Raw genomic sequence first — 14688 nt, forward strand, 5'->3', positions numbered from 1 at the left:
CCGGTCGGACATGGCCATCCAACTTGTCGTCACAAACATTAACGAAGCAGGGCGGCACCGAACTCCCGGTACCGCCCTTTCTTCGCTCACAGCGCAATCAGCGCACCTCGCGGGCGTCGACCACGCCGACATTCCATGGAATTATTCGGCGTCCGCCGGGGCCGTCTCGACGGCCGCGTCCTCGTCGGCGGAATCGGCGGGGGCACCGAACATTTCGGTGGTGTCCACCGAGTTGCCCGCGGAGTCGGTGACGGTCACCTGGCCGACCACGCCCGCCAGCGCCTTGCCGCGCCGCACGTCGGCGAAGATCGCGCCCAGCTGGCCCGCCTGCTGCACCTGCTGGATGAACTGCTCCGGCGACAGGCCGTAGCGCTGCGACTGGAACAGGATCCGCTCGGTGAGCTCCTCCTGGCCGACCTGGGTGCCCTCCGCCTCGGCGATCGCGTCCAGCAGCAGCTGGGTCTTGACCGACTTCTCGGCGGCCTGCTTGGTGTCGGCGTCGAACTCCTCGCGGGAGCTGCCCTGCGCCTCGAGCGCCTCGGCGAACTTGTCCTCGTCGTGGTCGAAGCCGTGCACCGCGTCGTGGGTCACCGCGTCGATCTCGGCCTTCACCACGGCCTCGGGCAGCGGCACCTCGACCTGCTCGAGCAGGGTGTCCAGCACCTTGTCGCGGATCTCGCCCGCCTGCTGCACCTTCTTGACCCGCTCGACGCGGCCGCGCAGATCGTCCTTCAGCTCCTCCAGCGTGTCGAATTCGCTGGCCAGCTGCGCGAACTCGTCGTCGGCCTCGGGCAGCTCACGTTCCTTGACGGTCTGCACGGTCACGGTGATGACCGCGTCCTTGCCCGCGTGCTCGCCCGCGACCAGCTTCGAGGTGAACTCCTTCGACTCGCCCGCCGACAATCCGACCAGCGCCTCGTCCAGGCCCTCGATGAGCTGACCGGAGCCGACCTCATGGGACAGGCCGGTCGTGGCGGCCTCGGCCACCTCCTGGCCGTCCACGGTCGCCGACAGGTCGATGGAGACGAAGTCGCCGTCCTGCACCGGACGCTCCACCCCGGTCAGGGTGCCGAAGCGCTGGCGCAGCGACTGCAGCTGCTCCTCGATGTCCTCGTCGCCGACGGTGAACGCGTCGACGGTGACCGCGATGCTCGCGTAGTCCGGCAGCGTGATCTCCGGCCGCACGTCGACCTCGGCGGTGAAGGCCAGCTCCTGGCCGTCCTCGATCTTGGTGATCTCGATCTCGGGCTGACCGATGACCTTCACCTCGGAGGTGGTGACGGCCTCGCTGTAGCGACCGGGCAGCGCGTCGTTGACGACCTGCTCCAGGATCGCGCCACGGCCGAGACGGGCCTCGAGCAGCTTCGCGGGCGCCTTACCGGGACGGAAGCCGGGGATGCGGACCTGCTTGGCCAGTGCCTTGTACGCGCGGTCGAAATCCGGCTTCAGCTCCTCGAAGGGCACCTCGACGTTGATCCGGACCCGGGTCGGGCTCAGCTGCTCGACGGTGCTCTTCACGGACATGCTCCTTGTTCGTTGTTCGTACTGGTTGACGTTCGTCTTGCGGCGCCCCGCCCCCGGCATTCCAGGATCGGAACGGTGGGCGAGGCGGCCCTACGCCGGCTGCCGCATTCCCCCACCGGCGCCGATCCGAACCGGAGTCCCGGCCTCGGCCGAGACGACGAGGGGTGCGGCGTACGCCACGCATCCCGACCAGGTTAGTTGACCGGCCGAGCGGACCTGCATCCGGCGGTGCCCGGCGGGAGACGCGAGCGGCCGGGCTACTTCCCCACCGAGACCGCGTCGGTGACGAAGACCAGCGTCTCGTACGGGGCGATGCCACGCCCGCCCGCGCCGTAGCCCAGCTCCGGCGGCACGATCAACAAGCGGCGCGCGCCCTCCTTGACGCCGACGAGTCCCTGATCCCAGCCGTTGATGACCTGGCCGGCGCCAAGGGTGAGCTGGAACGGCTTGCCGCGATCGAACGAGCTGTCCAGCGTCTTCTTGTCCGACCAGGTGACCAGCGCGTAGTTCATGGTCAGCTGCTGGCCGGGCACGGCGCCGGGCCCGCTGCCCTCCTTCAGGTCCTTGACGATCAGCTGCTTGGGCGGGTCGCAGTTGTCGGGGAGGGTGATCTTCGGCGCGGCGCCGAAATCTCCGGTGACGCGGATGTCGTCGGCGGTGCACTCGCGGCCCTTGCTCTGGGTGGCCGGGCGCTGCGCGGAGGGCCCCGCCGCCACGGTGGTCCGCGTCGTGGAGACGGCGGGAGTGGACTCGTCGTCCGAGCCGCAGGCGGCCAGCGCGATGGTGGTCGCGGCGACGGCGCCGATACCGATGATCCTGCCGAGAATGTGCATGCCGCGGACCCTAGACCACGAACGGGCCCCGGGTGGGACGAGCTTCCCGCGACACGCTCGGACCGCCGCGCGCGGCCCGCTTGCGGCTAGGCTGGCGGTGAATTCTCCATCCGGCGTTGTCGATTCCGATCGGCAACCTTCGCAGGACCGCGACGGCGGCCGGTCGTGGCGCCGCCGTCCCCGATGCCACGAGCGTGAGGAGAGTCGGCACATGACCCACATGGCGAGTGCGGGCGGCGATACTTCGGCGGACAACGTCGGCAGCACCGGCGGCCGCACCGTCGCACCGCGTCCCTACCGGCTGGCGGACGTGCCGGGGCCACTGGCACGCGACGAGCTGGCGGCGGTCGACGCGTGGTGGCGCGCCGCGAACTATCTCTCGGTCGGCCAGATCTACCTGACGGCGAACCCGCTGTTGCGCGAACCGCTGCGCGCCGAGCACGTCAAACCCAGGCTGCTCGGGCACTTCGGCACGGTGCCCGGCCTGAATCTCGTGTGGGTGCATGCCAATCGCGCGATCCGGCAACGCGGCCTGAACGCCGTCTTCGTCGCAGGCCCAGGGCACGGCGGTCCTGGCCCGAACGCGTGCGGCTGGCTGGAGGGGACGTACTCCGAGGTCTACAGCCACATTGCGCAGGACGCCGCAGGCATGGGCGCGCTGTTCCGCCAGTTCTCCTTCCCCGGTGGGGTGCCGAGTCACTGCGCACCGGAGACGCCGGGCTCCTTCCACGAGGGCGGCGAACTCGGCTATTCGCTGCTGCACGCGTTCGGCGCCGCCCTGGACAACCCCGATCTCACCGTGTTCTGCGTGGTCGGCGACGGCGAGGCGGAAACGGGTCCGCTGGCCACGAGCTGGCATGCGAACAAGTTCCTCAATCCGGCGCGCGACGGCGCGGTGCTGCCGATCCTGGCGCTGAACGAGTACAAGATCGCCAATCCGACCATCCTGGCGCGCATCCCGGAGCCGGAGTTGCTGTCGCTGCTGCGTGGCTACGGCTACGAGCCGATCGTCGTCGCCGGCGACGACCCCGCAACCGTCCACCAGGCGATGGCCACGGCGGTGGACACGAGCATGGAACGCATCGGGCGGATCCAGGGCGCCGCACGCGACGGCGCCGATGGGGCGCGGCCCAGCTGGCCGATGATCGTGCTGCGCACACCCAAGGGCTGGACCTGTCCGCCGGTGGTGGACGGCGACCAGGTCGAGGGCACCTTCCGCGCGCACCAGGTGCCGTTGCCGGGCGCGCGCACCGACGCGGACCATCGCGCGGTGCTGGAACAGTGGCTGCGTTCCTACCGCCCGGAGGAACTGTTCGACGACGACGGCAAGCCGGTGCCGGAGCTGACCGCTCAGGTACCCGTCGGCGAACGGCGGATGAGCGCCAACCCGGTCGCCAACGGCGGTACGCTGCTGCGCGACCTGTACCTACCGGACTGGCGCGACTTCGGCGTCGAGGTCACCGCGCCGGGCGCGACCCTGCACGAGGCCACCAGGGTGCTCGGCGGCTGGCTGCGTGAGGTCACCAGGCGCAATCCGCACAACTTCCTCACCTTCGCGCCGGACGAACTGGCCAGCAACCGCTTGCAGGACATCCTCGAGGTCACCGGCCGCAACTGGCAGGCGGAGATCGACCGCCGCGACCAGAAACTCGACCGCGGCGGCCGGGTGATCGAGGTGCTGTCCGAACACATGTGCCAGGGACTGCTCGAGGGCTATCTGCTGACCGGCAGGCACGGCGTGTTCACCTGCTACGAGGCGTTCATCCACATCGTGGACGCCATGTTCAACCAGCACGCCAAATGGCTCGACGCCAGTTCGTCGGTGCCGTGGCGGCGTCCGATCCCCAGCCTGAACTACCTGTTGTCCTCGCACGTCTGGCGCCAGGACCACAACGGCTTCACCCACCAGGACCCCGGGTTCCTGGACGTGGTGCTGAACAAGAAGGCCTCGATCGTGCGGGTGTACCTGCCGCCGGACGCGAACACGCTGCTGTCCACCTATGACCACTGCCTGCGCTCCCGCCACTATGTGAACGTGGTGGTCGCGGGCAAGCAGCCGCAGGCCGACTGGTTGTCGGTGACCGAGGCCGCCGAGCACTGCGCGCGCGGGATCGGCATCTGGTCGTGGGCGGGCCACGGCGACGAGGTGGGCACCATGCCGGACGTGGTGCTCGCCTGCGCGGGCGACATACCGACGCTGGAGACCCTCGCCGCGGCCGCGATCCTGCGCGAACGTCTGCCCGACCTGCGCGTCCGGGTGGTGAACGTAGTCGACCTGATGCGGCTGCAAACGCAGGACGAGCACCCACACGGCCTACCGGACAGTGAGTTCGACACGCTCTTCACCAGGGACCGGCCGGTGATCTTCGCTTTCCACGGCTACCCGTGGCTGATCCACCGGCTGACCTATCGGCGCACCATCCACGACGAACTGCACGTCCGCGGCTATCGGGAGCGCGGCACCACGACCACGCCGTTCGACATGGTGATGCTGAACGATCTGGACCGCTACCACTTGGTGATGGACGTGATCGATCGGGTGCCGTCCCTGCGCGAGCGGGCCGCGGGGCTGCGGCAGGAGATGGTCGACGCGCGGTGGACGGCCCGTGCGTGGACCAGGGAACACGGCGAGGACCTCCCCGAGGTCGCCGACTGGAGCTGGCCTTACCAGCGGAGCTGAGCTCCCACGAATTCGGCGGCGGAAAGTACGATCGACCGTATGGAAAGTGGTCAGCGAACCGCCGAGATCACCGACAAGCGCCTGTTGCGCGGCGCGAAGACGCGTGCCACGGTGCTGCGGCATGCGGTCGACATCGCCTCGCTCGACGGATTGGACGGCCTGAGTTTCGGCAGGCTGGCCGAAGACACCGGGCTGAGCAAGGCCGGAATCCAGACCCTCTTCCGCACCAAGGAAGCACTCCAACTGGCCACCATCGATCACGCACGCGACCGCTTCGTGGAAGCGGTCGTCGAACCCGCACGGTCCGCGCCGCACGGCGTCGCCCGTCTGCGGGCCTTGGTGGAGCACTGGATGGTCTATGCCACGACGCCGCTGTTCGCGGGCGGATGCTTCCGCGTCGCGACCATGGCCGAGCACGACAGCAAGCCGGGCCCGGTGCGCGACGCCCTGTTCCGGGATCAGGGAGCCTGGGTTCGGCTGCTGGCGCGGGAGCTGCGCGCGGCGGCGTCCGCCGGTGAGATCCCCGAACTGGACGCCGATCTGGTCGCCTTCCAGATCGATGCGGTGCTCTGCGCGACGAATACCGCGCTGCGGATCGGTGATCCGGAGGCCGCCGACCGCGCCCACCGCATCGTCGAAAGCTTTCTGCGACCATCGTGAACACGCGCTATACGCGTGGGGTATGACTCGAATCGAATTGTGGGAGATACCAGACCATTCGGAAATCTCGGACACGAGCCCGCGCGACCTTGTATCTTGCGAACAACGCGTTCCGCGCGTTTCCGAAGCAACTCCCCCATCCGTCGCCGCTGCCGGAGGGCGCGCAGAAGGGCGGTTCCCCATGAACCACACAGCCGAGGCGACCGGGTTCGAAATCCTGGGTGCGATCTTGATGGTGGCCTGGATGGTCGTCATGTGGGCGGCCGTCGGCGTGCTCGCCATCGCGATGCGCAAACCGTTGCGACCATGGATGTTCCGCACCGCGCTCGGTGTGATCGCGTTGGGCGTCATCGCCCAGATAGGTCACTTCCAGGAGCACGTGGCACAGGTCGGTTACTGGGTCCAGCACCCGAACTCACCGGCGTGGATGACGCCGTGGGGCACCGGCTTGGCCAAGGGATTCGGCCAGGTAAACCATATGAAGCCGTCGCTCGGGATGGAAATCCTGCACCTGGTCGGCAATTTCCACTTCCTCGCCGGACTGGTCGGTGTCGCACTGGTCACCCACCACGCCCTGGAGAGCAAGGCGCGCAAGTGGGGCCGCATGGGCGTCCTGATGCAGGGCATCCACGGACTCGAGCATCTCGCGCTCACCCTGACGGTCGCGTTCGGCACCAAAGCGATCGGGCTGTCGACCTTCTTCGGCCTGCTCGACCCGGGAGCCGGTGCGTCGACCTACCGCATCTGGTGGCATTTCCTGGCCAACGTGATCGGCACGAGCATCTTCGCCATGGCGCTCTACTACCTGTGGCAGGAGCGCGCCGTGATCGAAGCCCCGTTCCGCGACCCCGCCGCCGCGAAGCCGAGCCGCGCGCCCGCCGCGGCCACGGGTTCGGGGGCCCCGGCATACGCGGCGGTCACCGAAGCCTGATCCAGCAACCCTGAAGGGCGTCTGCCATCGCGGCAGGCGCCCTTTTCGCGTATGCGCGCGGCATTCGCAGCGCGTTCATCACGCCCGCAGCGGCGAGCTGCGCGGCACTGCCGCTGCCCTTCATTCGCCCACATCCCGCACGCATGGCGGCTCCACCTCCGCGGTCAGCAGCACGGCCCTGGCGCGGTGAGTGCAACGAAGCGCAGCCGTGCCCCCGGCCGGTCGTGCTACCCACGTCACTTTCGGCGACAGCGCCGTATCACTGCCGCGCCCCCTACCGGGGCCGCCGGAAGGCCGCACCGTCCCGAAAAAGCGTCGCGTAGTGCAAGTTTCGCAAGGCCCCGGTTACAGGCGGTCGGCATTGCCCCTGGTCACGACGCCGACCCACGTCGGAAACTCCGCAACTCTTCCCAATTATGGGAAAGCACTCGACAAGGTATCGACCCGTCGATTAATGTGACGTTATCCAACGGCACGATAGATAGGGACCCGCCGATCGGACCACACCGGGCCGATCTCCGATCCCGAGGTGGCGAGATGAACGGACGCGAACGATGACCGGCATCACGCCGCACCAGCGACGGACACAGACCTGGCTCGTCCGCCCGCTGATCGTGAGCGCGATAGCGGCCACGCCGGAAACCCCGGCGCCGGCCGAAGCGCTGGCCGGGCCCGACGCGATCGTCGCGGCACCGCGCCCCGCAGACCCGGGCCGCCACGGAGACGACAGGCCGGGCTCTCCCCATCCCGACAACCGGGACCGAGCCGACCGGCACCGGCCCGCGGACCAGACGTCCGCGACGGATGCCGCCCCGATCCCTTCCCCGCCCCCACCTCGCGCGGCAACCCCGACCATCGACGTTCGCCGCACCGCCGCCGCTCGAACCGTGTCGCCGCGCACGGCTCGAATTCCGAACGGAGACTTACGATGACCGCCACGACCCATTCCGCCGCACGGCGACTGCTCGCCTGTACCGCGATCGTCGGCATCCTCACCGCTGGCGCCGTTGGCATCGCGGGCGCCGAGTCGCACTCGGGCCCCTCCGACCCGCGCAACGGCACCGGCGACACCAACGGCTGGCACCAGATCGACCCGATGGGCTACAACCACCGCGACAACGACCCGCTCCGCGCGGACGAGCACGACGACGCCATCCGCGATTACCACCAGCGCCAGAGCACCCCTGCGCCGGCCGACACCACGACGGGCAACAATTCCGTCAGCCCCAGCTGGTCGCGCGTCGCCCGCCCGGACGGCAGCGGCTACACCGTCTGCCGCCCGCAGGCCCGCTGGTGCCAGTGATCGCCGGACCGGCTCACTCACTCGCACCCACAACCTTCCGTGACGTCCTTCTGGACTGATCGTACCGCTGCCTAGCGGCACATTACTTGAAGTATCACCAATCCCGGAAATCCACTCCGGCCGGGATAGCGCACGAAAGAGAAACACCAATGATCAAGATTAACGGGCTTCGCCGGACGACCGCGTGTAACGACAAGCGCGGCACGGCACGGACGCTCACCCTGCTGGCGGCGGCAGCGGTGGCGGCGGGCGGCCTGAGCCTCGGCGCGGGCACCGCCGAGGCTCAGGGCGCTGCCTGCCTCTGGGCCGGTGGCGCCTACGGCCAGGGCACCACCGTCGTCGCGGGGGGCTCGACCTTCACCTGCGGCACCGATGCGGTCGGCGCGCCCTACTGGCACCGCGGACACAACGTGCGGCAGGCCAGCACCGTGCCCAACCCGGGCGCGTACACCCACCCCGCGGGCCTGTTCAGCCCCGGCGCCCGCCAGTACGGCACGGAATACAACGACTACTGCGTCGGAAGCCAGCTCATCGAGGGTTCCGAGGACGTCTACCAGGTCGTCTCGGACGGACGCGGCTCCGTGTGGTGGAAGGCCGCGGGATCGATCGACCAGTGGGCCTTCGATCCCGGCACCGGGCCGCAGCATTCCTGGCGGTCGTCGAGCCTGTGCTACGACGGCTCCCTGACCTGACCCCTGACCGGCCTTCCTACCGGCACGCCCGTGACCGCCGCCGCGGTTACGGGCGTGTTCGCGTTCGCGCGGGCCTTCGCTCCGATTCCAGCCGGATCCGCTCCTCGAGGTCATCCGGTACGTGCCAGCTGATGTCGGCCCTGGTAGCCGCCATCAGCTTTCTGCGTACGGTCGCCACCTGGGCATCGACCGTCCGGATCGAGCTGCCCCTGCGCGCGGCGATGGCGCTGTTGGCCCAGCCCGCGGCGGCCAGCACGGCGACCTCGCGTTCCGCGGGCGTCAACTCGTCCCAGCGCGAGGCCGTCGACCTGGCCTGCGACCGCCGCGCAGGCAGCAGCCGATCGGCAGGCAACCTGCCCAGCAGCAGTAATTGCAGTTCGTCGCGTTCGGGACGCAGGCGGGCGCCGCGCTGGACCGCCGCCTCGTGCGCCTCGGCGCCGAGGACCGCGGTGACCGCCGCGACCGCCTGAGCGGTGCCCCTGGCCACCAGGGTCACCCGGTCGGCGACGATGCCCATGGAGCGGTGCAGCGTAGCGATTCCACCTTGCAGATGGGCGATCTCGGTGGCGGCGGCGATCGCTTCGGCGCTGTCGGTGTCCCCCGCCTCGATCCGGGCGGAGAGCAGGTAGGTCAGCGCCATCATCATGAAATGCGCGACCCAGCCCGCCGTCCAGGTGTCCCCCGTGACCAGCAGGCGTTCCAGGGTGGACCGCCCGAGCGTGACCGCCTCCCGCGGATCGCCGTGCCGGGACACCGCGATCATCCAGGCCAGCTCCGCCCATGAGGTCGCCCAGCCCGCGTCGGAGGCGACGGCCCGGTCCAGATGCCTGCGCGCGGCCCCGAGCGCGACGTCCGCGTCACCGAGGTTCGCGTACGTGAGCGCCTCGAACAGTTCGCTGCGCTGCTCTCCGGCCCGGTCGCCCAAGGTGGCGAATTTCCTGCGCGCCCTGGCCAGCACGTCCACCGCCCGGATGTCGAGATGGATCAGCAGCAGTTCGAGTCCCCAGGTGAACTCCACCGCGGCGGGCAGGCCGACATCGGTTGCCGTCGTCTGCCGCCAGCCGCGCCGCAGTTCCGCGTCGGACAGGCACTCAGCGGCGCATTCGTCCAATAGTTGCGCCGTGTAGGCGTGCCTGCCCTGCCAGATGGCGATCCAGCCCACCAGCGCGGTCGCGTTGATCCGCAGCCGGGTCGGCGGCGGCTCGACCTGCGCGGTGACTTCCAGCGCCTGTTCGGTCAGGCTGGTGATGGCGCGGTTGGACCCGGTGATGAACGGCACGCGCAACGCCATCAGCGTCGCGGCGGTCTCCAGCCCGACCACGGCCTCCTCCGGATCGGCGAGACTGGTCTCGACGGCGATGAGGATGTTGTCCCAGGCCGCCCGCGCCCAGGCGATCCACTCCTGCTCCCGCGGGCCGTACCAGGTGGCCGGGCCCGCGGCCACACGGTCGCGATAGTGCCGCCGATGCCGGGCGAGCAGCCGCGCCTCGTCCAGGTGGTCGCCACGGGCCGACAGCCGGTCGCGCACGAACACCCGAACGCTTTCCAGCAGGTAGTAGCGCACCGTCGAGGTGGTGATTCGGGCCGACAGCAGCGAGCGTTCCACCAGGCGCTCGAGCAGCCCCTCGATTCGCTCCGCGGGCAACGTCGCGTCCGCGCACACCGCCACGATCGCGTCCACGTCGGCCCCGCCGCACGGCGTCTCGTCGTTCTCGGCGTCGCAACCGGTGGCGAACACCGACAAGCGGTCCAGCAGCAACTGCTCGGACGCGGTACACAGGCCGTAGGACCAGGCGATCACATCACGCACGCTGCGGTGCCGTTCGCCGATGCCGCCCCTGGCCCCGTGCGTCCACTGCAGGCGGCGATCGTCGGTGTCACCGGACAACTCGCGCAACAGGATCGCCGGTGGCCGGTGCAGCAGCCGCGCCGCGGCCAGGCGGATGAACAGCGGGTTGTTGTCGACGTGCCCGCAGATGCGGGTGGCGATGGCGAGCTGGCCCGGATCCTCGGAGATCGGCCGCCCGGTGCGCTCGGCTCGCCGCCGGAACAGTTCGAGGGCGTGCACGCTGGACAGCGGGGGCACGGCCACCAGCTGCTCGTCGATCCAGCCGATCGGCTCCCGGCTGGTCGCGACGATGGTCAAGCCGGGTGCCGCCTGGAGCAGTCCGATGATCAGCGGGCCGACCCCGGCCAGCACGTGTTCGCAGTTGTCCAGCACCAGGATGGTCCGGTGCGCCTCGCCATCGGCGAGACCGTCTGCGAAGATCTCCACCAAGCCGTCCCAGGCGGAGCGGCCCGCGATGCCGTTCTTCGCGACGGACAGCAGCACCTCCTCGGCGACCGCCCCGGTCTCCGCGCCGGGCACCAGCCGGGCCAGGCGCGTCCAATACACCGGATGCCGCGCCGCGCCGCGATAGCGCCGTACGGCTTCCACCGCCAATGTCGTCTTGCCGATGCCGCCGGGCCCGACCAGGGTGATCAACCGGGCGCTGGACGAGCTCAGCAGAGCTTCTATCCGCCGTAGTTCGGCGTGCCTGCCCACGAACTCGACGGGCGCGGCGGGACCGTTGTCACCACCGCTGTTCACCTCCGACATGCCGACGCACCTACCGATCCAGACAATCACCGCTCGACGAGCCTAATGGGCGCGGCCGGGGGAAGGGTTTCGCACGCCTCCGGCCCGGTCGCCGGGGAGGCAGTCGTCTATCGATCCCGGCTCCCCCCTCGACGGCGACGGCTGGGTCGCCGCTCGGATTCGTAGCGCACCCGATCGGCGAGTTCGTCGGGGATGTGGGCCGCGATGTCGGCGCGCGAGGCGATCTCCAGCTTCTGCCGGATGGCGGCGACCTGCGCGTCGACCGTGCGGATGGAGCTGCGCCGCCGCCCGGCGATGGCGCTGTTGGGCCAGCCTGCCGCAGCGAAGACGGCGACATCGCGCTCGGCGTCCGACAGATCGTCCCAGCGCGAAGCGGGCCGCCGCGATACCGGCCGGGAGGAGGCCGGGCGATCCGGGCGCCGGGAGGCCGGGACCGGATCCGCGGTGGGACACCACAGTGCGTCCAGTTCGGGCCGCAGCCGCGATCTGCGCTCGGCGGCGGCATAGGCCCGGTCGCCGAGCACCGCGCGGGCGGCCTCCGCCGCGCCGCGGATCTCGGCGGCGATCAGCGGAACCCGTTCGACGGAGATGTCCATCGAGCGCTGCCGCGTCTTGAAACTGCCGACCAGATACGCGATCTCCGTCGCGGTTTCGGTGCACGCGGCGCGATCACGGCCCTCGGCGCGCTGCGTGATGAGGACCTGGGCCAGCGCGACGATGTGCGCGCCCACCGCCCAGCTCGCCGTCCAAGTGTCCTGCTCACCCCGGTGCCGCGTGAGCACACCATGGGTCAGCGCCAGTGCCTCGGCGGCGGACCCGTGTTTGGCCAGCGCCACCGCGCGCGCGATCTCGGCCCAGCCTCGCGACAACGTCGAGCCCGACGACGCCGACCGCGCCAGGAACCGCGCGGTGTGCTCCAGCGCCTGCGTCCGGTCGCCGAGGAGAGCGGCACAGAACACCACGAACACGTCGCTGCGCTCGGCGCCGATGCGATCGCCTTGTTCGGCGAACTTGTGGCGGGCCCGGGTGAGGACGGTGATCGCGCGCCGGTCGCCGCGCACGAGCATCAGTTCGAGTCCCCACATCCACTCGACCGGCGCGGGCAGCCCGAAATCTATGTCGGTGTATCGCGGGCCCGCATCCGGCGGCAGGGCCGCGCGGTCGGCGAGCAGTCGCGGGATGTGATCGGTCCGCCCTTGCCACAGCGAGTTCCAGCCGAGCAGAGCGGTGGCCAGGTCGGCGAGCCCGGAGGTGCCGGGGCCGGACCCGCGGGTGGCCTCCAGTGCGCGTTCGGTCAACCGGGTCAGCGCGCCTGCGCCGGACTTGACGTACGGCACCTTCATCGAGAGCAGGACAGTGGCGATCTCGAGGGCGACCACGGCTTCGGCCGGATCCGCCAAGCCGGATTCGATGCCGAGCACGATGTCGTTCCACGCCGACCGCGCCCACGCCAGCCAGGTCTGATCCTGCGGGCCGAGCCAGATGGCCTGTCCGGCGACCACCTTGTCCCGTAGATACCGGCGGTGCCGTCCGGCGAGCCGGTCGAGTTCGGCGCGGCCCCGGCGGCACAGCCGCTCCCTGGCGAACACCCGGACGCTGCCCACCAGGTACCAGCTGACCGTGGTCGCGGTGAGGTGCGCGGACAACAGCGACTGTTCGGTGAGTCGCTCCAGCAGATGTTCGATCTCACCGGCGGGCAGGTCGTCATCGGCGCATACCGCGATCGCGGCGTCGAGGTCGATGCCCCCGCGCAGCGACTCGTCGTCGGTCTCGTACCCGGCGGCGAAGACCGACAGCCGCTCGAGCAGCAACTGCTCGGAGGCCCCGCACAGCGCGAACGACCACGCGATCACGTCGTAGACGCCGCGGTGGCGCCGCTCGGCGCCCGCACGTGCTCCGTGGGTCCAGTGCAACCGCTTGTCGTCCGCGTCGCCGGTGAGTTCGTGCAGCACCATGGTCGGCGGTTGATGCCGCAGGCGCGCCGCGGCGAGTCGGATGAACAGCGGGTTGTAGTCGACCCGGCGGCAGATCCGCGCGGCGACGGCCGTCGCCTCGCGCTCGTCCGGGATCGCGCGTCCGATGAGTTCGGCCCGCTGCCGGAACAATTCGAGCGACTGCCGCGGCGACAGCGGCGGTACGGGCAGGATGTACTCGTCGGCCCAGCCGATCGGTTCCCGGCTGGTGGCCAGGATGGTCAGTCCCGGTGTGCCTTCCAGCAATTCGGCGATCATCGCCGCGACCGCGCCGAGCAGGTGTTCGCAGTTGTCCAGGACGAGGACGGCACGTTCGGTGGAACGGTCTCCGCTGGTGAAGGTGCGCACCAGCGCGTCGCGGGCCGGCGGCGAACCGGCATCGGCGCGCACGGCCGACTGCATCACGTCCTGCGCGGTGGCGGTGCTGTCGGCCTCCAGCCCGGCCAGTCGCGCCCAGTACACCGGCCTGTCCCGCACGCGGACGCCACGGCGTAGCGCCTCCGCGGCTAATCGGGTTTTGCCGATCCCGCCCGGGCCGACCAGGGTGATCAGGCGGGCGCCGCCGTCCAGCAGCGTGCCCAGCCGGTCCAATTCCGTTTCCCGGCCGATGAATTCACTGGTGGATGCAGGCAGCACGTCGCCACGTGCCTGAACCAGGGACATAAAACGAAAGTTAGCCGACGACGCGGCAATGCGCTCGACAATCAGAGGTTAGGTCGACGGTGAAGCCGCCCGCTCGCGCGGTCGCCGGTCCGGTAAGCGCTTCCCGCGCCGGTTCCTACCTGGCGGAGGCCATCTGCTGGTAGTGCATCTGCACCACCGCGCTGTCGAAGGTCATCACGTCCACCAGTTGCAACCCCGACACCACCGCGGGCGTCGGGAACAGCGGAATCCCGCCACCGAGCAGGATGGGATGCACGAACAACCGGTACTCGTCGATCAGGTCGTGCTTCATGAACGCCGACGCCGTCTCCGCGCCGCCGAACAGGACCATGTCGCATCCCGGCTGCGCGCGCAACGCCGTGACCTCCTCGACGAGGTCCTCCCTGACCACGCGGGTGTTCCACCCCGCGCAGGCCATGGTGCGCGAGAAGACCAGTTTCGGCGTCTCTTTCCAGCACCGCGCGAAGTCCACGTAGAACTCCGAGATCGCCGGATCCACGTCGGCGGTCGGCCAGAACGACGCCATGATCTCGTAGGTCTTGCGGCCGTAGAGGAACAAGTCGGCCGAGCGCAATTCGTCCAGGAACGACTCGCACAGTTCCTCGTCCACCACCGGCCAGTGGACCTCCTGATCCGGCCCTTCCGCGAAGCCGTCGAGCGACATCTGCATCCACAGTGTCACGCTTCCCATGTGCCCACACCCATCTGCTGCCCTTGTGCGACATTCAGATTGTCGGGGGGAGCGACACTTCGGCGCATCGGTAGGTTGCTCGCAGACATACCTAAGTAGGAGATGTCAGACGACTCGGCGCCGCGATCGCGCGCCGGAT

10 protein-coding genes are annotated in these 14688 nt (G+C 69.8%); 5 read left to right on the forward strand and 5 right to left on the reverse strand.

The window, feature by feature from the left end:
• Nucleotides 1–141: 141 nt before the first annotated feature.
• Nucleotides 142–1518, reverse strand: a complete 1377-nt coding sequence (gene tig, locus ACWEH3_RS15615; RefSeq protein WP_450018407.1) for a trigger factor — start codon at nt 1516–1518, stop codon at nt 142–144.
• Nucleotides 1519–1781: 263 nt separating this feature from the next.
• Entirely contained in the window at nt 1782–2357 is a 576-nt protein-coding gene (locus tag ACWEH3_RS15620) for an FKBP-type peptidyl-prolyl cis-trans isomerase (RefSeq protein ID WP_450018409.1), read from the reverse strand.
• A gap of 211 nt (nt 2358–2568) precedes the next feature.
• Between ACWEH3_RS15620 and ACWEH3_RS15625 the strand changes: the two genes are divergently transcribed.
• The 5 genes from ACWEH3_RS15625 to ACWEH3_RS15645 all read left to right on the forward strand — a co-directional run bounded on the left by ACWEH3_RS15625 (nt 2569) and on the right by ACWEH3_RS15645 (nt 8623).
• A complete protein-coding gene (locus ACWEH3_RS15625; protein WP_450018411.1) occupies nt 2569–5037 on the forward strand; it encodes a phosphoketolase family protein in 2469 nt (822 codons plus the stop codon).
• Nucleotides 5038–5076: 39 nt separating this feature from the next.
• Nucleotides 5077–5697 (forward strand): TetR/AcrR family transcriptional regulator, encoded by a 621-nt coding sequence (locus tag ACWEH3_RS15630; RefSeq protein WP_450018413.1) that lies wholly within the window; start codon nt 5077–5079, stop codon nt 5695–5697.
• A 181-nt stretch (nt 5698–5878) separates the two neighbouring features.
• Nucleotides 5879–6628 (forward strand): DUF6008 family protein, encoded by a 750-nt coding sequence (locus ACWEH3_RS15635; protein ID WP_355072231.1) that lies wholly within the window; start codon nt 5879–5881, stop codon nt 6626–6628.
• Between the two features lie 928 nt (nt 6629–7556).
• Entirely contained in the window at nt 7557–7931 is a 375-nt protein-coding gene (locus ACWEH3_RS15640) for a hypothetical protein (RefSeq protein ID WP_356966534.1), read from the forward strand.
• 149 nt (nt 7932–8080) lie between these two features.
• Complete coding sequence (locus ACWEH3_RS15645; protein WP_379254597.1) at nt 8081–8623, forward strand: hypothetical protein; 543 nt, start codon at nt 8081–8083, stop codon at nt 8621–8623.
• Between the two features lie 46 nt (nt 8624–8669).
• On the opposite strand, the gene ACWEH3_RS15650 is transcribed toward ACWEH3_RS15645, so the two are convergent.
• The 3 genes from ACWEH3_RS15650 to ACWEH3_RS15660 form a co-directional block, all read right to left on the reverse strand.
• The gene (locus ACWEH3_RS15650) at nt 8670–11222 is read right to left on the reverse strand and encodes an ATP-binding protein (protein WP_450018418.1); all 2553 of its coding nucleotides are present in this window, start codon (nt 11220–11222) and stop codon (nt 8670–8672) included.
• Between the two features lie 107 nt (nt 11223–11329).
• Nucleotides 11330–13858 carry an ATP-binding protein gene (locus tag ACWEH3_RS15655; protein ID WP_450018420.1) on the reverse strand — a complete coding sequence of 843 codons (2529 nt, stop codon included), beginning with the start codon at nt 13856–13858 and terminating at the stop codon, nt 11330–11332.
• 115 nt (nt 13859–13973) lie between these two features.
• Nucleotides 13974–14549: a dihydrofolate reductase family protein gene (locus tag ACWEH3_RS15660; protein ID WP_355072221.1), complete on the reverse strand. Its 576-nt coding sequence runs from the start codon at nt 14547–14549 to the stop codon at nt 13974–13976.
• Nucleotides 14550–14688 lie beyond the last annotated feature (139 nt).

This window comes from Nocardia sp. NPDC004718 (assembly GCF_053601535.1).